Origin of the sequence: Streptomyces gobitricini (genome assembly GCF_039532985.1) — a bacterium.
Lineage (GTDB): Bacteria > Actinomycetota > Actinomycetes > Streptomycetales > Streptomycetaceae > Streptomyces > Streptomyces gobitricini.
This window is the reverse complement of sequence record NZ_BAAASR010000040.1, coordinates 44,240-62,171: the sequence shown is the minus strand read 5'-3', so window position 1 is coordinate 62,171 and position 17,932 is coordinate 44,240. Positions and strand designations below refer to the sequence as shown.

Sequence of the window (17,932 nt, the reverse complement as noted above, 5' to 3'; positions counted from 1 at the left end):
CTTGACGACCAGGGTGCCGGCGGCACGGTCGTGCCAGCCCTGCGTCTTCCCGGAGTTGTCGAAGAAGGGGGAGAGGTACACGAGCAGGGCGCCGATACCGCACAGCAGCGCACCGACCTGCGGGATGATCCAGCGGATGAAGCCGCCGCCCAGGCCCGGCTTGCCGCCGGTGCTCTCCTTCACGACGCGCAGCCCGAGCGCCATCTTGCCGAGCGTGGCACCGACGAAGGAGATCAGCAGCCACTCGTAGAGCAGCGTGATCAGACCGACGAGCGCGAACATCGTCATGAGGCCGGCGATCATGCCGCCGCTGCTCTCCTGGAGGTTGGCGTTGATGCAGCTCTCGTACAGCGGCGAGCTGGGGTCGCACTTGTCGGCGGCCTCCTGGGCGGCGCCGAATATCCCGGCGAAGCCCACCGCCATGAGGATGCCGTACACGACACCGATGATGGCGCCGTCTATGAGACGGGCGCCCAGCCGGCGGCCCATGCTGGCTATCTGGACGGTGCCGAGGCTCGGCACGTTGATGTAGCCGTTGTTGGCCTGGAGCGTGCCCGGCGCCTGCGGGTACGCGTCGTAGGGCTGCTGGCCGGGCTGCTGCGGGTAGCCGTAGCCCTGCTGGGGCGGAACGCCCTGGGGGGCCTGCTGCGGATGGCCGTAGCCGGGCTGCTGGGGCTGGCCCTGCGGCTGCCCGTAGGGGTTGTTGGGGTCGCCGAAGCTCATGGCGGGTTTCCTCCGTTGATGTGCGGGGACGGCGCGGCCCGCGCGGAGGAACTTCATGTATTTTGAGCGGTTTTGCCCCCCGGCACTGCCCGCGGCACTGCGCGGATCATCGTGGTCGTACAGTCGACTTTTTGTCCAGTCGGACAGCAAGGCGTTGTGCAAGCGCAACCTCGGTGACCGTGCCGGCCGCGGCGCGTGCCGGACGGCGAATCACTTGATCCTGACGACGACGGTGGAGCAGACCTTGTCGGCGAAGGTCTGCTTCTTGTCGTCCCACAGCGGCCACAGCCAGCCGAGATAACAGGCGAAGCTGTCCAGGATGTGCGCGAGCTTGCGGACGAACGCCATGCCGAAGCCCAGCGGGCGGCCGTCGGTCTCCCGGAGCAGACATATGCCGAGGGCCCTCTTGCCGATCGTCTGGCCGGTGCCGCCTTCCCTGACCAGCTGGAAGATGCCCATGCCCAGGCCGTACACGAGGACGAAGAGGCTCATGAACACCCCCACGCTGGGCTCACCGGTGGAACTGGTGGCGGCGCTGATTCCCACGATGGCGTAGACCGGACCGAGGATGATCAGCATGTCGAGCAGGTGCGCGCCGACGCGCCGGCCCCAGTGGGCGTACGGCGGCATCCCGCCGCCCATGCCCGGCATGCCCGGCGGCGGGTAGGCGCCGTACGGCTGGGGCTGCTGCGGGTAGCCGTACTGCGGGGGCACGCCCTGCGGTGCCTGCGGGTAGCCGTAGTTCGGCTGGCCGTAGGGCGGTTGCTGGCCGTAAGGCGGCTGCTGACCCTGGGGCGGCTGCCCGTAGGGGTTGTTGGGGTCGCCGAAGCTCATGGCGGGTCTCCTCCGTCGGTGTGGGGCGGCGCGGCCCGCGCGGAGGAACCTCACATGCTTCGAGACATGCTTCGAGCGGTTCTGCCCCCCGGCACTTGCCCGCGGCATTGCGCGGATCATCGTGGTCGGGCGCCGTCTCCTTGTCCAGTCGGGGCCACGGGCCGTCCGGACGTCCCTCGTCCAGGCCTCCGGCCGCGTTGCCGGGGACGCGAATTGGAACCGGGACGGGTTCATCCGCGAGGATGGGCACATGACCGCCCAGATTCTCGATGGCAAGGCCACCGCCGCCGCGATCAAGTCCGACCTGACCGCCCGCGTGGCGGACCTCAAGGCCAAGGGCATCACCCCCGGCCTCGGCACCATCCTGGTCGGTGACGACCCGGGCAGCCAGAAGTACGTCGCGGGCAAGCACCGCGACTGCGCGGAGGTGGGCATCGCCTCCATCCAGCGGGAGCTGCCCGCCACCGCCACGCAGCAGGAGATCGAGGCGGTCGTCCGCGAGCTGAACGAGGACCCGGCCTGCACCGGCTACATCGTGCAGCTCCCGCTCCCCAAGGGCATCGACGAGAACCGCATCCTGGAGCTGATGGACCCGTCCAAGGACGCGGACGGGCTGCACCCGATGAACCTGGGCCGCCTGGTGCTCAACGAGCCCGCCCCGCTGCCGTGCACCCCGAACGGCATCATCACGCTGCTGCGCGCGCACGGCGTCGGCATCAGCGGCGCGGAGGTCGTGGTCGTCGGGCGGGGCACCACCATCGGGCGCCCGATGCCGCTGCTGCTCACCCGCAAGTCCGAGAACGCGACGGTCACGCAGTGCCACACCGGTACGCGGGACCTCGCCGCGCACCTGCGGCGGGCCGACATCATCGTGGCCGCGGCGGGCGTACCGCACCTGATCAAGCCCGAGGACGTCAAGCCCGGCGCCGCCGTGCTGGACGTGGGCGTCAGCCGTGACGAGAGCGGCAAGATCATGGGCGACGTGCACCCGGGCGTCAACGAGGTCGCCGGGTGGCGCGCCCCCAACCCGGGTGGCGTCGGCCCGATGACGCGGGCCCAGCTGCTGGTCAACGTCGTCGAGGCGGCCGAGCGCGCCGCCGCCACCGCGAGCTGAGCCGGACCGGAGAGGGCGACCCCATGGGCGTACGGGCGAACGACGACTCCGCCACCCCGACCCGGCCCGCCGCGGCCGGTTCGCCGGACCCGGCCGACCCCGGGGCGCCCACCCGCGCCCCGGTGCCCGACGCCCCCGGGCCCGACGCCCCTGCCGAGGCGCCCGACGCCCCCGAGCCCGACGCCCCCGGGCCCGACGCCCCTGCCGAGGCGCCCGACGCCCCCGAGCCCGACGCCCCAGGGGCCGACGCCCCTGCCGAGGCGCCCGCCCCCGGGGCGGGAGCACCCGAGCCCGACGCCCCAGGGGCCGACGCCCCTGCCGAGGCGCCCGCCCCCGGGGCGGGAGCACCCGAGCCCGACGCCTCGCGTGGTGACGGTTCGCCGTCCGGTGGGTCGTCCGGCGCCGAACCCGGGCCGGCCGGGGCATCCGGAGCCGACGCCCCGTCCGGCGGCCGGGGCGCGGCCCCCCGGCCGGGTGCCGGGCCGGCGGGTGGCAGCGACGGGGCGGACGCCCATCGAGGCGGGGCCGGTGAGGTTCCGCGCCGGGGTACGGGGTCGCGGCGGCCGCCCACCGTCACGCGGGACACCGCGCGGCCGGAGGGCGGCGGGCGGGCCGCGCCGGGAGACGCTCCGGCGCCCGCGCGGCAGTGGCCGTTGCTCACCGTGCTCGGGCTGACCATGCTCGGCCTGCTGATCGTCGGGTTCGACCCGTTCCCGCAGGCGTCCCGCATCGGCACGATGCTCATCGGTGTCGCCCTGCTCACCGGTGCCGCCCTGCGGCGCGCCCTGCCCTCCGTGGGGATGCTCGCCGTCCGGTCCCGGTTCACCGACATGGCCGCGTACGGCGTGCTGGGCGCCGGCATCGTGCTGCTCGCGCTGATGACCCAGCCCAATCCCTGGCTGGAGATCCCGTTCCTGGAGGACGCCGTCCGGTTCGCGGTCCGCTAGTCGGCCGCGCCGGGCGGCGCGCCACGCCGCGCGCCGGGGGGCGCGTACGCGGGTGCGTACCCACCCGCGTACGCCCTCGTGAGCTCCTTCGACGACGAGACATGTCGTCGCCGCGCGAGACGGAGCAGTTCCTTGACGTCCTCGACACCGGCCCGCGGAAGCGGAACTGCCGACGGGGACCGCGCCGATGTGAGCCGCGGCACGTGCGTGGTGGCACCTGAGTCGTGCACGCGAGTCACGGCACGTGCGTCACGGCCCCGGTTCCGGCGCCCGTCCTCTCCCCCGAGCAGGACGGACGCCGTGACCTGGAGAAGAGCGTCATGCACGCGCCAACGTGGATCAAGGCATGTCCGGGGCCTGTGGCACGGAGGTGACCATTCCGCCATGGTGTGATCGACCCTCGACGGATGCGAAACTGGGGCGGCACTCGGGACAGGGGCGCGTTAGGGGGCACGCCTGTGTTCGGAGAGCGCCCGTGCGCCCCCGCCTCAGGAACTGTCATCCTGACTCCGCGCATCCCTCTCGGTGGCACCTGGGTGGAGACCCCGAGCTCCGGGAGACGTCAGGGGGCACGCGGCACGGGGAGCACATCAGGCACGTACGGGGGGACAAGGGGGAAGCAATGCCTCGTTGGAAGGCGCTACCGGAGGAACTCGATCCGCAGGTCAAGGAGTTCGCGAGTCAGCTGCGCCGGCTGGTGGACCGCAGCGGTCTGAGCATCGCCGCGGTCTCGGACCGCACCGGGTACAGCAAGACGTCGTGGGAGCGCTATCTGAACGGGCGGCTTCTCGCACCCAAGGGGGCGATCGTCGCGCTGGCCGAGGTGACCGGGACGAACCCGGTGCACCTCACCACCATGTGGGAGCTCGCGGAGCGCGCCTGGAGCCGCGCCGAGATGCGCCACGACATGACGATGGAGGCCATACGGATCTCCCAGGCCCGCGCCGCGCTCGGCGAGTTCGGCGGCACCGCCGGACCGGGCGCCGACGGCTCGTCCCGGGTGAAGGCCGCGCCGGGGCCGGAGCGGTCCGCCGGCCGGTCCGCCGGACGGCCGTCCGTCATACCGCCCGACGGCGGCCCCAACGGACCCGCCTGTCGAGGTCCGGCGGCCTCCGCCGCCCCCGGGCACGCGGCCTCCGCCGCTCCCGGGCACGCTTCGGCGTCCGCCGCTCCCGGGCACGCCGCGGCTCCGGCTCGGTCGGAGCCGGGCGGCAGGCGGAAGGTGACCATGGTCGTCGCCGCCGTCGTCGGCGTGCTGCTGGTGATAGCCGCCGCCGTCCTGCTGAGCGGCCTCGGCGGCGGCGGGACGCCCGCGGGGAACGTCGCCCAGTCGCCGACGGCCACCCCCGGCAGCAGTGCCCCGAAGACGCTGCCCGCCGGGGTGAAGTGCAGCGGTGACGACTGCGCCGGCCAGGACCCCGAGGCGATGGGGTGCGGCGGCCAGTACGCCACCACCACGTCCTCCGCGACCGTCGGCACCAGGAAGGTCGAGGTCCGCTACAGCGAGACGTGCGGCGCGGCCTGGGCCCGCATCTCGCAGGCGGTGGCCGGTGACAAGGTCACGATCAGCGCGGGCGGCACGGCGCAGAACGGCGCGGTGAAGATCGACGACGACGCGTACACGCCGATGGTCGCCGCCGCGGACGGCGCCGAGCCGAAAGCGTGCGCCACCCTGGCCGACGGCACCGAGGGCTGCACCGAGCGGCAGTGAGCCGCGACACAAGGGGGCGGGGGTTCGCGGTGGCCCGGGTCGGATAGCCTGACCGCTGGGATATCTCTTCACGTCGAGACACCGATCGATCACAGGGGATGTCCAGCACGAGGGGCAGGGACCCCCACCGCCAGCTGTCTTACGGAGATCGCCATGACCCGCACTCCCGTGAATGTCACCGTGACCGGCGCGGCCGGCCAGATCGGTTACGCGCTGCTCTTCCGCATCGCCTCCGGCCACCTGCTCGGCGCCGACGTGCCGGTCAAGCTGCGCCTCCTGGAGATCCCGCAGGGCCTCAAGGCCGCCGAGGGCACCGCCATGGAGCTCGACGACTGCGCCTTCCCGCTGCTGCGCGGCATCGAGATCACCGACGACCCGAACGTCGCCTTCGACGGCGCCAACGTCGCCCTCCTCGTCGGCGCCCGCCCGCGCACCAAGGGCATGGAGCGCGGTGACCTGCTGGAGGCCAACGGCGGCATCTTCAAGCCGCAGGGCAAGGCCATCAACGACAACGCCGCGGACGACATCAAGGTCCTCGTCGTCGGCAACCCGGCCAACACCAACGCGCTGATCGCGCAGGCCGCCGCCCCGGACGTACCGGCCGAGCGCTTCACCGCGATGACCCGCCTGGACCACAACCGGGCGATCTCGCAGCTGGCGGCGAAGACCGGTGCCGCCGTCTCCGACATCAAGCGCCTGACCATCTGGGGCAACCACTCGGCCACCCAGTACCCGGACATCTTCCACGCGGAGATCGCCGGCAAGAACGCCGCCGAGGTCGTGAACGACCAGCAGTGGCTGGCCGACGAGTTCATCCCGACCGTCGCCAAGCGCGGTGCCGCGATCATCGAGGCCCGTGGTGCCTCCTCGGCCGCCTCCGCCGCGAACGCCGCGATCGACCACGTCCACACCTGGGTCAACGGCACCGCCGAGGGTGACTGGACCTCCATGGGCATCCCGTCCGACGGCTCCTACGGCGTCCCCGAGGGCCTCATCTCGTCCTTCCCGGTCACCTGCGAGGGCGGCACGTACAGGATCGTCCAGGGCCTGGACATCAACGAGTTCTCCCGCACCCGCATCGACGCGTCGGTCGCGGAGCTGGCGGAGGAGCGCGACGCGGTCCGCGGTCTCGGCCTCATCTGATCCGTACCGCGCGCGGAACACCACGCGCGGAACTCACCGCCCCCGGTAGCCCTCCCGCTGCCGGGGGCGCGGTGTTCCCGCCGCGGCCGCGGGCCCGAGGTAGGGGCGGCGCAGCCGGAGGAACGGCAGTTCGATGGCGTGGTACGTCACGAACGACACGGCGACCGTCACCGGCAGGGCCACCAGCAGGGTGACCAGGAAGGCGGCCCAGACCGGCGGCAGGGCACCCGGGTGCCACCCGTACCCGATCACGTACTCGCCGGTCACCGTCAGCACCATGAAGTGCGTCAGGTACACCGAGAAGCTCACCTCCCCGAGCCTGGCCGCGGCCCGTGACGGCCACCCGCCGGCCCCGGCCGGGCGGCCGGCGACGTACGCCACCACCACCAGCGCCCACACCGCGCCCTCCGCGCCGCTCCACATCAGCTTCAGCGGGCTGTCCGACACGAACCCGTGGACCTGGTTGAACGACCAGAGCATGCCCACCGCCAGGGCCAGGGCGACCGGCTGCAGCCACCGGGCCCGCAGCCGGTCGCGGTGGTGCACGTACAGCCAGGCGGCCAGCATCCCCAGCAGGAACTGGTCGATCCGCCCCGCCAGCCCCAGGTAGAGCGACGCGGTGTGCGGTGCGGGCGCCGGACTGCTCAGCCACACCAGCGCCCGCAGCACCGACACCGCCGCCAGCAGCCGCAGCAGGGTGCCCGGCCCGCGCTCCCCGAGGAGCCGGCACAGCAGCGGGAAGACCAGGTAGAACTGCATCTCCACGCAGAGCGTCCAGAAGACGCCCCCGTACGGCTGCGTCGGCGTCGCGAACGTCAGGATCCGCAGCAGGTCCTGGAACGTGGGCAGGGCGACCTGGGTGGCCAGGCCCAGCACGGCGACGACCAGGTAGAGCGGGTAGACGCGCAGCAGCCGGTTGGTGAGGAAGCGGCCGTAGCGGACCGGCTTGCCGTACGCGCCGACGGTGAAGATGAAGCCGGACAGGACCATGAACAGCGCCACGCCCGTGTGGCCCTCGAAGACGAGGGTGGCCGCGGGGTTCGACGAGTACAGCCAGTCGGTCGCGGGGACGAAACGGCGGCCCTCGATGCGCGCGCTCAGCAGCTGGCACCCGTGGTACAGCACGACGAGCACGGCGGCGACGGCCCGCAGGTGGTCGACGGGGGCGAGGTAGACGCGGTCGTCGCTGCTGCGCATGCTCGCACCCTAGGTCGCCCCCGGGCCCGGGGCGGGGAGCGACGCCCGCACCGGTCATCCATTCGGATCATTGCGAAAACACTATGAGATGTAGTACTTCTTATACATGAGCGAGCAGGTGCACAACAGGCTGGCCGTGGTCCGGGCGGAGCGGAAGGTGTCGCGGCAGACACTCGCCGACGCCCTGGGTGTCCACTACCAGACCATCGGCTACATCGAGCGGGGGCAGTACAACCCGAGCCTCGACCTGGCGCTGAAGGCCGCCCGGTACTTCGGGCTGCCGGTGGAGGCGCTGTTCTCCCTGGAGCCGTTCCAGCCGCTCACCGATGAGGTCTACGGGGTAAACGGGAGGAAGCAGTGACGGTGACCGCGACGCGTTACGACCGGCGGATGTACGCGATCATGAACAGGCGGGACGCGCAGGCCCTGGCGCGCACGGCGGGGCGCCGCCGCGCGTGGGTCGCGGCGCACATCGCGCTCACCGCCGCCTCGGTGGCGTGCTGGCTCGGCAGTGTCCACCTCGGCCCGCTGTGGCTCTCATTCGCCCTGCCGGCCCTGGTCCTGCCCTGGTGCGTCGCCATGGGCGTCATCAACGGCGCCACGCGCGGGCTGCTGGAGCTGCGCGGCCACATGCTGGACGAGCGCCAGCTCGTCGAGCGGGACCGGGTCCGGGCCGTCGCGCACCGGATCAGCCTCGGTCTGCTCTTCGCCGCCGCGGCCGGCACGGGGCTGGCCGGGTGGCTCGGAGGGGTCCGCTTCGACGGCGGCGTGCTGTTCCCGGTGCTGTTCGCGCTGCTGGTCACGCACTGGATGCTGCCCGCGTGGGTGGCCTGCCTGCGGGTCGCGGACGACACCCCCGACGAGGTTCTCGAAACCGCCGACGGTCACTGAGCGCGACGGCGGGCGTACCCCGGCCGGGAGTGAGCAAACCCACTTTCACGCATGTTTTCCGTTCCCCAGGGCAGGGGCCCCGGTCGCCGACCACCGTCGGCGACGAGAACCGGGAACGGAAGGCAAACGCGACGTGTCGGACCAACAGACCATCCACGTGGGCGGGGAGTGGCGAGCAGCCGCCACCGGCGCCACACGCGAGATCCTCGACCCCGCCGACGCCACGACCCTCGCGGTCGTCGCCGAGGGCGGGGCCGAGGACACCGACGCCGCGATCGCCGCCGCGCGCACCGCGTTCGACCAGGGCGCCTGGCCCCGCACCCCCGTCGCCGAGCGGGCCGCGCTGCTGCGCCGCGTCGCCGACCTGCTCCAGCGCGACCGCGAGACCATCGGTCTGCTGGAGAGCCGCGACGCCGGAAAGACCCTGGAAGAGGGCCGCGTCGACGTCGACTGCGTCACCGACGCCTTCCGTTACTTCGCCGACCTCGTCATGAACGAGAGCGGCGGCCGGGTCGTCGACGCCGGATCGCCCGACATCCACAGCGTCGTCGTCCACGAACCCGTCGGCGTCTGCGCGCTGATCACGCCCTGGAACTACCCTCTCCTCCAGGCCAGTTGGAAGATCGCCCCGGCCTTGGCGGCGGGCAACACCTTCGTGATCAAGCCGAGTGAGATCACCCCGCTGACCACCGTCGCCCTCATCCGGCTCCTCGCCGAGGCGGGACTCCCGGCCGGCGTGGCCAACCTCGTCACCGGCCCCGGCGACCCCGTCGGCGCCCGGATGTCCGAACACCCCGACGTCGACCTGGTGTCGTTCACCGGCGGACTCCTCAGCGGTACGAAGGTGATGCGCGCCGCCGCCGACAGCGTCAAGAAGGTCGCCCTCGAACTGGGCGGCAAGAACCCCAACGTCGTCTTCGCGGACGCCTGCGCCACCGACGAGGGCTTCGACACCGCTGTCGACCAGGCGCTCAACGCCGCGTTCATCCACAGCGGCCAGGTCTGCTCGGCCGGCTCCCGCCTCATCGTCGAGGAGTCGCTGCGCGACCGGTTCGTCGCCGAACTGGCCCGCCGCGCCGAGCGGATCCGCATCGGCCGCGGCACCGACAAGGGCGTCGAGTGCGGCCCCCTCGTCTCCGCGCAGCAGCTCGCCCGCACCGAGGAGTACGTCGCCTCCGCCCTCGCCGAAGGCGCCGTCCTGCGCGCCGGCGGCGAACGCCCCACCGGCCCCGCGTACGGCGACGGCTACTTCTACCGGCCGACCGTCCTCGACCGCTGCCACCGTGGGATGCGGGTCGTGCGCGAAGAGGTCTTCGGCCCGGTGCTCACCGTCGAGACCTTCCGCACCGAGGACGAGGCCGTCGCCCTCGCCAACGACACCGAGTACGGCCTGGCCGGCGGCGTCTGGTCGGCCGACCCCGGCCGCGCCCGGCGCGTCGCCGGACGGCTGCGCCACGGCACCGTCTGGATCAACGACTTCCACCCCTACCTGCCGCAGGCGGAGTGGGGCGGCTTCGGCAAGAGCGGCATCGGCCGCGAACTGGGCCCGGCCGGGCTCGCCGAGTACCGCGAGAGCAAGCACGTCTACCAGAACCTCGCCCCGCGCCCCGTGCGCTGGTTCGCGGGCTGATCAGGGGACAGAGGGAAAACGCACCATGACCGACACCACCGTGTACGACTACGTCATCGTCGGCGGCGGCACCGCCGGCAGCGTCATCGCCCACCGGCTCACCACCGACCCCGGCGTCACCGTCGCCGTCATCGAGGGCGGGCCCTCCGACGTCGACCGCCCCGACGTCCTCACCCTCCGCCGCTGGATGGGCCTGCTCGGCGGCGACCTCGACTACGACTACCCCACCACCGAACAGCCACGCGGCAACTCCCACATCAGGCACAGCCGCGCCCGCGTGCTGGGCGGCTGCTCCTCGCACAACACGCTCATCTCCTTCAAGCCGCTGCCGTCCGACTGGGACGAGTGGGAGGAGGCCGGGGCCGAGGGCTGGAACGCCGCCGCCATGGACCCGTTCTTCGACAAGCTCCTCAACAACATCGTCTCGGTCGACGAGAAGGACCGCAACGCCATCGCCCGCGACTTCGTCGACGCCGCCCAGGCCGCGCTCGGTGTCCCGCGCGTCGAGGGCTTCAACAAGAAGCCCTTCCACGAGGGTGTCGGGTTCTTCGACCTCGCCTACCACCCGGAGGACAACAAGCGTTCCTCCGCGTCGGTCGCGTACCTCCACCCCATCATGGGCGAACGCCCCAACCTGCACCTGATGCTGGAGACCTGGGCGTACAGGCTGGAGCTCGACGGCACGAGGGCGACCGGCGTCCACGTCCGCGCCAAGGACGGCGCCGAACGGCTCGTCTCGGCCCGCCGTGAAGTCCTCGTCTGCGCGGGCGCCGTGGACACCCCCCGCCTGCTGCTGCACTCCGGCATCGGCCCCAGGGCGGACCTGGAGAAGCTGGGCATCCCCGTCGTCCACGACCTGCCGGGCGTCGGCGAGAACCTGCTCGACCACCCCGAGTCGGTCATCGTCTGGGAGACCAACGGGCCCATCCCCGAGAACTCCGCCATGGACAGCGACGCGGGCCTCTTCGTGCGCCGCGACCCCGAGTCCGAGGGCCCGGACCTGATGTTCCACTTCTACCAGATCCCCTTCACCGACAACCCGGAGCGACTCGGCTACCAGCGTCCCGCGCACGGTGTGTCGATGACGCCGAACATACCCAAGCCGCGCAGCCGCGGCCGCCTCTACCTCACCAGCGCCGACCCCGAGGTCAAGCCCGCCCTCGACTTCCGGTACTTCACCGACGAGGACGACTACGACGGCCGCACGCTCGTCGACGGCATCCGCATCGCCCGCGAGATCGCCAAGGCCGAGCCGCTCGCCGGCTGGCTCAAGCGCGAGGTGTGCCCCGGCCCCGACGTCACCGGCGACGAGGAACTCGGCGAGTACGCCCGCAAGGTCGCCCACACCGTCTACCACCCCGCCGGCACCTGCCGCATGGGCGCCGCCGACGACGAACAGGCCGTCGTGGGACCCGACCTGAGGATCCGCGGACTCGACGGCATCCGGATCGCCGACGCGTCCGTCTTCCCGACCATGCCCGCCGTCAACCCGATGATCGGGGTGCTGATGGTCGGCGAGAAGGCCGCGGAACTGCTGGGAGGCGGTGCGTGATGAGTACGACCCCCGTCAGCAAGAGCCCGGTCACCGGCGGCCCCGCCGCAACCAGTCCCGGCTCCACGAGTCTCGCCTCCACGACTCCCGTCTTCTCCGTCGAGGGGCTGTGGAAGGTCTTCGGACCCAAGCCCGACCGCGTGCCCGGCTCGGACCTCGCCGGACTCCCCGCCGCCGAACTGCGCGAGCGCACCGGCTGCACCGCCGCCGTCCGTGACGTCTCCTTCGACGTCCGCAAGGGCGAGGTCTTCGTCGTCATGGGCCTGTCCGGCTCCGGCAAGTCCACCCTCGTACGCTGCCTCACCCGGCTCATCGAGCCGACCTCCGGCACCATCGCCATCGACGGCGAGGACATCCTGTCCATGGACGGGTCCCGGTTGCGCGAACTGCGCCGCCACCGCGCCGCCATGGTCTTCCAGCACTTCGGCCTGCTGCCGCACCGCACGGTGATCGACAACGTCGCGTACGGGCTGGAGATCCAGGGCATGGGCCGCGCCGAACGGCGCGCCAAGGCCGCCGAGGTCGTCACCAAGGTCGGCCTCGAAGGCATGGAGGACCGCAAGCCCGGCCAGCTCTCCGGTGGCCAGCAGCAGCGCGTCGGCCTCGCCCGCGCCCTCGCCGTCGACCCCGAAGTGCTCCTCTTCGACGAGCCGTTCAGCGCCCTCGATCCGCTGATCCGGCGCGACATGCAGGAGGAGGTCATCCGGCTCCACCGCGAGGAGGGCCGCACGATGGTCTTCATCACCCACGACCTCAACGAGGCCCTGCGCCTCGGTGACCGCATCGCGCTGATGCGCGACGGACGCATCGTGCAGCTCGGCACGCCCGAGGAGATCGTCGGTGCGCCCGCCGACGACTACGTACGCGACTTCGTGCGCGACGTGCCGCGCGAGCAGGTGATCACCGTACGCTCCGCCATGCGGCCGCCGGGCGACGGGGAGGCCGACTCCGGTCCGGCCGTCGCGCCCGGCGCCACCGTGTCGGAGGCCATCGAGGCGGTCGCCCGCAGCGGCGGCCCCGTCCGGGTCATGGACGCCGGCCGCTGTGTGGGCGTCGTCGACCACGAAGGCCTGCTGGCGGTCGTCGCGGGCGTCCCCGTCGGAAAGGCGGCCGCATGACCACGGCCGTCACCGCCCCCGCCCGGCCCCGCCCGCCGGTCGCCGTGCGCCGGTACTGGCCGCTGGCAGCCGCGCTCGTCCTCCTCCCGCTCGGCCTCCTCCTCGCCGGGCGCGGCAGCTGGCCCGCCGCCCTCTCCGTCGACCTGTCCGGGCCGCTCGGCTCCGCCAGCGAATGGATCGTCGACAACCGCGACAGCCACCCACTGTTCCTGTACTTCTTCGGGCACATCAGCAACGCCGTCGTCCTCTCCGTGCGCGGCGTCTACCTGGTGCTGCTCGCCGCCGGATGGGCCGGCGTCACCGCCGCCGCCGGGCTCGTCGCCTGGCGCCTGGCGGGGCCGCGTCTCGCCGTCACCGCCGTCGCCGCGTTCGCCGTGTGCGGACTGCTCGGCATGTGGGTGCCGACCATGCAGACCCTCGCCCTCATGGTCGTCGCGGTCGCCGCGTCCGTCGCGCTCGGCGCCGTGCTCGGCCTGGCCGCCGGAGTGTCGGACCGCACCCACCGGGCCCTGCGGCCCGTCCTCGACACGATGCAGGTGCTGCCCGCCTTCGCGTACCTGCTGCCCGTCGTCCTGATCTTCGGCATCGGTGTCCCCGCCGCCGTCCTCGCGACCGTCGTCTACGCCGCCCCGCCCATGGCCCGCCTCACCGCGCTGGGCCTGCGCGCCGCCGACCCCGGCGTGCTGGAGGCCTCGGCCTCGCTCGGCGCCACCGGCAGGCAGCGGCTGCTGACCGCCCGCATCCCGCTGGCCCGCAAGGAACTGCTCCTCGGCGTCAACCAGTCGATCATGATGGCGCTGTCGATGGCGGTCATCGCGTCCGTCATCGGCGCGGGCGGCCTCGGCGACCGCGTCTACCAGGCGCTCGCCTCCGTGGACGTCGGCGCCGCGCTCGCGGCCGGCATCCCGATCGTGCTGCTGGCCGTGGTGCTCGACCGCACGGCCACGGAGGCCCGCTCGCGGCACGGTTCGCGCCGCGCGTGGATCGCCTGTGGCGCCGCCGTGGTGGCCGTCGCCGTGACCGGCCGCCTGGTCGGCGGACTCACCTGGCCCGAGGCGTGGCACGTCGGCATCGCCGAGCCCGTCAACCGGGCCGTCGACTGGATGACCGCCCACCTCTACTCGGGCGTCCCCGTCATCGGCGGCACCGCCGACTGGGCGGCGCACTTCACCGGCTGGGTGCTCGACCCCGTACGGGACGGCCTGCAGGCCCTGCCCTGGTGGGCGCTGCTGCTGGTCGTGGCCGCGCTGGCGCTGCTCGTCGGCACATGGCGCACGGCGTTGACGGCTGTCGCCGCGATGGCCGCCATCGGTGTCCTGGGCGTGTGGGACGCGTCGCTCAACACCCTCTCCCAGGTGCTGGCCGCCGTGGCCGTCACGCTCGTGCTCGGCTTCGGCATCGCGGTGGGGGCGGCGCGCAGCCCGCGCCTGGAGCGACTGCTGCGCCCGGTGCTGGACGTGTTCCAGACCATGCCGCAGTTCGTGTACCTGATCCCGGTGGTCGCGCTGTTCGGCGTGGGCCGAGCCCCGGCGGTCGCCGCCGCCGTGGTGTACGCGCTGCCCGCCGTCGTCCGCATCACCACCCAGGGCCTGAAGGGCGTCGACCCGGTCGCGCTGGAGTCGGCCCGCTCGCTCGGCGCCACCGGCTGGCAGCAGTTGCGGCAGGTGCAGTTCCCGCTCGCCCGGCCGGCGCTGCTCCTCGCCGTCAACCAGGCGGTCGTACTCGTCCTCGCCGTCGTCATCATCGGCGGTCTGGTCGGCGGTGGCGCGCTCGGTTACGACGTGGTGTACGGCCTCGCGCAGGGCGACCTGGCGACCGGCCTGGTCGCGGGTGCCGCGATCGTCTGCCTGGGCCTGATGCTCGACCGGGTCACCCAGCCGACCGGAAAGAAGGCCTGACATGCGTACGCGTACGACGGTCCGCGCCGCCGGGGCCCTCACCCTGGCCCTGCTGACCCTCACCGGTTGCGGCGCGGCCGACATGACCAAGCAGGCGTCCCCGTACGCCGCGGCCGAGGGTGCCAAGACGGTCACCCTGTCCGTCCAGTCGTGGGTGGGTGCCCAGGCCAATGTCGCCGTGGCGCAGTACCTGCTCGAACACGAGCTGGGATACCGCGTCGACACCGTCCAGGTCGACGAGATCCCCGCCTGGGACGCGCTCAGCCAGGGCCGGGTGGACGCCCTCCTGGAGGACTGGGGCCACCCGGAGCAGGAGCAGCGGTACGTCGAGGACAAGAAGACCATCGTGCGTGGCGGCGACCTCGGTGTCACCGGCCACATCGGCTGGTTCGTCCCGACGTACTTCGCCGAGGCCCACCCGGACGTCACCGACTGGAAGAACCTGAACAAGTACGCCGACCGGTTCCGCACGGCGGAGAGCGGCGGCAAGGGGCAACTGCTGGACGGCTCCCCGTCGTACATCACCAACGACAAGGCGCTGGTGAAGAACCTCGGCCTGGACTACAAGGTCGTGTTCGCGGGTTCGGAGGCGGCGCAGATCACCCAGATCAAGCAGTTCGCCAAGGAGAAGAAGCCCTTCCTGACGTACTGGTACAAGCCCCAGTGGCTGTTCGAGAAGGTGCCGATGACGGAGGTGGAGCTGCCCGCGTACAAGGAGGGTTGCGACGCCGATCCGAAGAAGGTGGCCTGCGCCTACCCGCACACCCCGCTCCAGAAGTTCCTCAACGCCGACTTCGCGGAGAAGGGCGGGAAGGCGGCCGCCTTCCTGAAGAACTTCCGCTGGACGACCGAGGCGCAGAACGACGTGGCGCTGATGATCGCCGAGCAGAAGCTCACGCCGGAGGCGGCGGCCGAGAAGTGGGTCAGGGCCAATGAGCCGACGTGGCGGAAGTGGCTGCCCTGAGAGCCACCCGCCCGCCCGGGCGGCCCTGCGCGGTGTAGCCCGGCGGCCTCGCGCGGGCGGGCGGCGGCAGGCGGGCTTACCCGCGCGGCGGGCGGCCTGGCGCGGGCGGGCGGCCGTGCGGCGCGTCACCCGGTGGCCTCGTCCAACGTTGCGCGTAGACCGGCTGTCGCGCGCCCGCGCCGGGGGCCCGCGCCATCGCGCCCGCGCCTTCGCCGGGCGGCACCGGCGGCGCCTGCGGGCGGCGGGACGTGGGGGCCGGAGGGCCGGAGGTGTGAGCGTCCCGGCGTGGGTGGCGGCACGGTGCGCGTCCCGGGTTCCGGGGCGCGCACGCCCCGGCGATCGGGGGCGTACGGGCTCGTCTCCTGGCCGCCCGGGGCAGGGGGCGTGCGCGGGGGGACCACGGCGTGGCCGCGCTGTGCACTCGTGGTGGCTACCGCAGGAGCCACTTCTTGGTCATCTCCATGACCTCCGCGCGGCTGTGACCGCCGTGGTCGGCGGCGACCACATGAGCGCCGATCCGGACCGAGAAGGTGATCATGCAGCGGACCTCGACGTCGTCGGGGTCGGTGCAGAACGACGCGAAGAGCGAGCGGAGATAGTCCATCCGCCGGTTGTCGACGCGCCGGAGCCGCTGCGCGACGGCCTCGTCGCGGCGGGCCCAGTCGCGGATCGCCAGGTCGGCCGCCGCGCCCCGCACCACCGACTCACCGGATGCCGTGACGATGGTGAACAGCCGCTCCAGCTTGACCCTGCCGTCCCCGCCCCCGCTGTCCACCTGCTCGATCACCGCCTCGGCGACCTCGCGCTCCCAGGTCTCCAGCATCTCCGCGAGGAGGGCGTCCCGGTTGGCGAAATACCCGTAGAAGCCGCCCTTGCTGACGCCGAGCGCCTGCGCGAGCGACTCGATCCGCACGGCGTCCGGGCCGCCCGCGGCGAGTGCCCGCAGCCCTTCCTCGATCCATTTGCGGCGCGGTGTGCGGGCCACGGCCATGGTGTGTCTCCCCTCACGTCCCACCCCGTCTATACAGTGCCGTATAAATGGGGCTAACCTCGATCTATACGCCATCGTATAGATCGGGGCACGCTCATGAGACTCCCCAGGACCGCGCACACCTCCCGCCCTTGGCGGATCCACGAGATCGCCGGTGACTTCCAGGTCGAGGACGTGTGGGAGCTGCCGACACCGGGCGGCCCGGACGACCTCGCGCGACTGGTGCGCCAGTTCGCCGAGGGCGACGGCGGAGGCAGGGGCGCACCCGTCTCGTCCCCCGTGCCGCGCGCGCTCTTCGCGATCCGCTGGAAGCTGGGCGCCCTGCTCGGCTGGGACAAGCCGGCGGTGTCGGCGGCCGGGTGCGCAGCCTGCGGGACCGGTTGCCCGCGGACCTCCGCGACGGCTCCCCGGGGCCCGACATGCGGGACGCCCCGTTCACCTCCGTCTACCAGACGCACGACGAGTGGGCGGCCGAGATGGCCAACAGCACCGTGCACACGGTGATGCACATCGGCTGGGTCCAGAACGCCGACGGCGTCCATCACGGCCGCATGGCCGTCCTGGTGAAACCCAACGGGCTGCTCGGCGTCGCCTACATGGCGGCCATCAAGCCGTTCCGGTACCTGGGGGTCTATCCGGCCCTGCTCCGGATGATCGGACGCGAATGGCAGGCGCGTGCCGGTGCGCGCTGACACCCGGACCGGGGCCGAGGCCGGGTCGGGACCCGGGGCCGGGGCGGGGCGGGGGCCCGAGGCCAGGGCCGGGGCCGCGGCCCACCGGTCGACGACCGCGTTCCGCACCGGCGCCTGGGCGTGGGTCCTCACCGGCGCCGGACACTTGGCCCTCGCGGCGGTCATGGCGCTGCGCCCCGAGGATCCCGCGGGAGCCCGCGCCACCGCGGCGATGCGGGCGTACGTGGTCGAGATCGCCGGCGTCCGCCGCAGCCTGTACGACATCGACCTGGGCATGTCATGGGCCATGGGCACGGCGCTGATCTTCGGCGGGGTGGTGTGCCTGCTCGTGGCGCGCTCCGCACCCGCCCTCGTCACGCGGTCGCGGTCGCTGAGCGGCCTCGGGCTGGCGGCCTCGCTGGTGATCCTCGGCCTGTCGCTGTTCCTGCTGCCGGCCCCGCCCATCGTCCTGTTCGCGGTCGCGTCCGTCGCGTTCGGCGGGGCGCTGGCCACCGCGCGGCCGGTCCCTCCGCCCGCCGAGAGGTGAC

At 72.7% G+C, this 17,932-nt stretch carries 16 protein-coding genes and 1 pseudogene; 13 read left to right on the top strand and 4 right to left on the bottom strand.

Annotated elements, in window-relative coordinates:
• Positions 1-723: RDD family protein (locus ABD347_RS27455; RefSeq protein ID WP_344366233.1), on the bottom strand; the 723-nt coding region annotated here is incomplete at its 3' end.
• A 210-nt stretch (positions 724-933) separates the two neighbouring features.
• Positions 934-1,557, bottom strand: a complete 624-nt coding sequence (locus ABD347_RS27450; protein ID WP_344366231.1) for an RDD family protein — start codon at positions 1,555-1,557, stop codon at positions 934-936.
• Positions 1,558-1,807: 250 nt separating this feature from the next.
• Here ABD347_RS27450 and ABD347_RS27445 point away from each other — a divergent pair, with 250 nt between their 5' ends.
• From ABD347_RS27445 to ABD347_RS27430, 4 genes are all read left to right on the top strand, one after another.
• Positions 1,808-2,671 (top strand): bifunctional methylenetetrahydrofolate dehydrogenase/methenyltetrahydrofolate cyclohydrolase, encoded by an 864-nt coding sequence (locus tag ABD347_RS27445; RefSeq protein ID WP_344366228.1) that lies wholly within the window; start codon positions 1,808-1,810, stop codon positions 2,669-2,671.
• 23 nt (positions 2,672-2,694) lie between these two features.
• A complete protein-coding gene (locus ABD347_RS27440) occupies positions 2,695-3,618 on the top strand; it encodes a DUF3017 domain-containing protein (protein WP_344366227.1) in 924 nt (307 codons plus the stop codon).
• 622 nt (positions 3,619-4,240) lie between these two features.
• On the top strand, positions 4,241-5,329 hold the full coding sequence (locus ABD347_RS27435) for a helix-turn-helix domain-containing protein (protein WP_344366225.1): 1,089 nt from the start codon (positions 4,241-4,243) through the stop codon (positions 5,327-5,329).
• Positions 5,330-5,482: 153 nt separating this feature from the next.
• Positions 5,483-6,472, top strand: coding sequence for a malate dehydrogenase (locus ABD347_RS27430; RefSeq protein ID WP_344366223.1), 990 nt, complete (start codon positions 5,483-5,485; stop codon positions 6,470-6,472).
• Between the two features lie 33 nt (positions 6,473-6,505).
• Here ABD347_RS27430 and ABD347_RS27425 read toward each other — a convergent pair whose 3' ends face one another.
• Complete coding sequence (locus ABD347_RS27425) at positions 6,506-7,669, bottom strand: acyltransferase family protein (RefSeq protein ID WP_344366221.1); 1,164 nt, start codon at positions 7,667-7,669, stop codon at positions 6,506-6,508.
• Between the two features lie 106 nt (positions 7,670-7,775).
• Here ABD347_RS27425 and ABD347_RS27420 point away from each other — a divergent pair, with 106 nt between their 5' ends.
• From ABD347_RS27420 to ABD347_RS27390, 7 genes are all read left to right on the top strand, one after another.
• A complete protein-coding gene (locus ABD347_RS27420; protein WP_344366219.1) occupies positions 7,776-8,030 on the top strand; it encodes a helix-turn-helix transcriptional regulator in 255 nt (84 codons plus the stop codon).
• A gap of 2 nt (positions 8,031-8,032) precedes the next feature.
• On the top strand, positions 8,033-8,560 hold the full coding sequence (locus tag ABD347_RS27415) for a hypothetical protein (RefSeq protein WP_344366218.1): 528 nt from the start codon (positions 8,033-8,035) through the stop codon (positions 8,558-8,560).
• Between the two features lie 133 nt (positions 8,561-8,693).
• Positions 8,694-10,190, top strand: coding sequence for an aldehyde dehydrogenase family protein (locus ABD347_RS27410; RefSeq protein ID WP_344366216.1), 1,497 nt, complete (start codon positions 8,694-8,696; stop codon positions 10,188-10,190).
• 25 nt (positions 10,191-10,215) lie between these two features.
• On the top strand, positions 10,216-11,742 hold the full coding sequence (locus tag ABD347_RS27405; RefSeq protein WP_344366214.1) for a GMC family oxidoreductase: 1,527 nt from the start codon (positions 10,216-10,218) through the stop codon (positions 11,740-11,742).
• Positions 11,742-12,860 carry a quaternary amine ABC transporter ATP-binding protein gene (locus ABD347_RS27400; protein ID WP_344366211.1) on the top strand — a complete coding sequence of 373 codons (1,119 nt, stop codon included), beginning with the start codon at positions 11,742-11,744 and terminating at the stop codon, positions 12,858-12,860. The genes ABD347_RS27405 and ABD347_RS27400 overlap by 1 nt, the downstream gene beginning before the upstream one ends.
• Positions 12,857-14,758, top strand: a complete 1,902-nt coding sequence (locus ABD347_RS27395) for an ABC transporter permease (RefSeq protein WP_344366208.1) — start codon at positions 12,857-12,859, stop codon at positions 14,756-14,758. Before ABD347_RS27400 ends, ABD347_RS27395 begins: the two co-directional genes overlap by 4 nt.
• A 1-nt stretch (position 14,759) precedes the next feature.
• A complete protein-coding gene (locus ABD347_RS27390) occupies positions 14,760-15,722 on the top strand; it encodes an ABC transporter substrate-binding protein (protein ID WP_344366206.1) in 963 nt (320 codons plus the stop codon).
• 430 nt (positions 15,723-16,152) lie between these two features.
• Here ABD347_RS27390 and ABD347_RS27385 read toward each other — a convergent pair whose 3' ends face one another.
• Entirely contained in the window at positions 16,153-16,713 is a 561-nt protein-coding gene (locus ABD347_RS27385; RefSeq protein WP_344366205.1) for a TetR/AcrR family transcriptional regulator, read from the bottom strand.
• Positions 16,714-16,809: 96 nt separating this feature from the next.
• On the opposite strand from ABD347_RS27385, the pseudogene ABD347_RS30755 reads away from it, so the two are divergent.
• Positions 16,810-17,405: pseudogene (locus ABD347_RS30755) on the top strand (DUF2867 domain-containing protein).
• A complete protein-coding gene (locus ABD347_RS27370) occupies positions 17,395-17,931 on the top strand; it encodes an LIC_13387 family protein (RefSeq protein WP_344366204.1) in 537 nt (178 codons plus the stop codon). Before ABD347_RS30755 ends, ABD347_RS27370 begins: the two are co-directional and overlap by 11 nt.
• The last annotated feature ends 1 nt before the right edge of the window (position 17,932 follow it).

What these genes read in the sequence shown, in the direction of transcription:
- ABD347_RS27450 (WP_344366231.1), bottom strand. Translation starts at nt 1,557, where the DNA reads ATGAGCTTCGGCGACCCCAACAACCCCTACGGGCAGCCGCCCCAGGGT.
- ABD347_RS27445 (WP_344366228.1), top strand. Translation starts at nt 1,808, where the DNA reads ATGACCGCCCAGATTCTCGATGGCAAGGCCACCGCCGCCGCGATCAAG.
- ABD347_RS27440 (WP_344366227.1), top strand. Translation starts at nt 2,695, where the DNA reads ATGGGCGTACGGGCGAACGACGACTCCGCCACCCCGACCCGGCCCGCC.
- ABD347_RS27435 (WP_344366225.1), top strand. Translation starts at nt 4,241, where the DNA reads ATGCCTCGTTGGAAGGCGCTACCGGAGGAACTCGATCCGCAGGTCAAG.
- ABD347_RS27430 (WP_344366223.1), top strand. Translation starts at nt 5,483, where the DNA reads ATGACCCGCACTCCCGTGAATGTCACCGTGACCGGCGCGGCCGGCCAG.
- ABD347_RS27425 (WP_344366221.1), bottom strand. Translation starts at nt 7,669, where the DNA reads ATGCGCAGCAGCGACGACCGCGTCTACCTCGCCCCCGTCGACCACCTG.
- ABD347_RS27420 (WP_344366219.1), top strand. Translation starts at nt 7,776, where the DNA reads ATGAGCGAGCAGGTGCACAACAGGCTGGCCGTGGTCCGGGCGGAGCGG.
- ABD347_RS27405 (WP_344366214.1), top strand. Translation starts at nt 10,216, where the DNA reads ATGACCGACACCACCGTGTACGACTACGTCATCGTCGGCGGCGGCACC.
- ABD347_RS27400 (WP_344366211.1), top strand. Translation starts at nt 11,742, where the DNA reads ATGAGTACGACCCCCGTCAGCAAGAGCCCGGTCACCGGCGGCCCCGCC.
- ABD347_RS27395 (WP_344366208.1), top strand. Translation starts at nt 12,857, where the DNA reads ATGACCACGGCCGTCACCGCCCCCGCCCGGCCCCGCCCGCCGGTCGCC.
- ABD347_RS27390 (WP_344366206.1), top strand. Translation starts at nt 14,760, where the DNA reads ATGCGTACGCGTACGACGGTCCGCGCCGCCGGGGCCCTCACCCTGGCC.
- ABD347_RS27385 (WP_344366205.1), bottom strand. Translation starts at nt 16,713, where the DNA reads ATGGCCGTGGCCCGCACACCGCGCCGCAAATGGATCGAGGAAGGGCTG.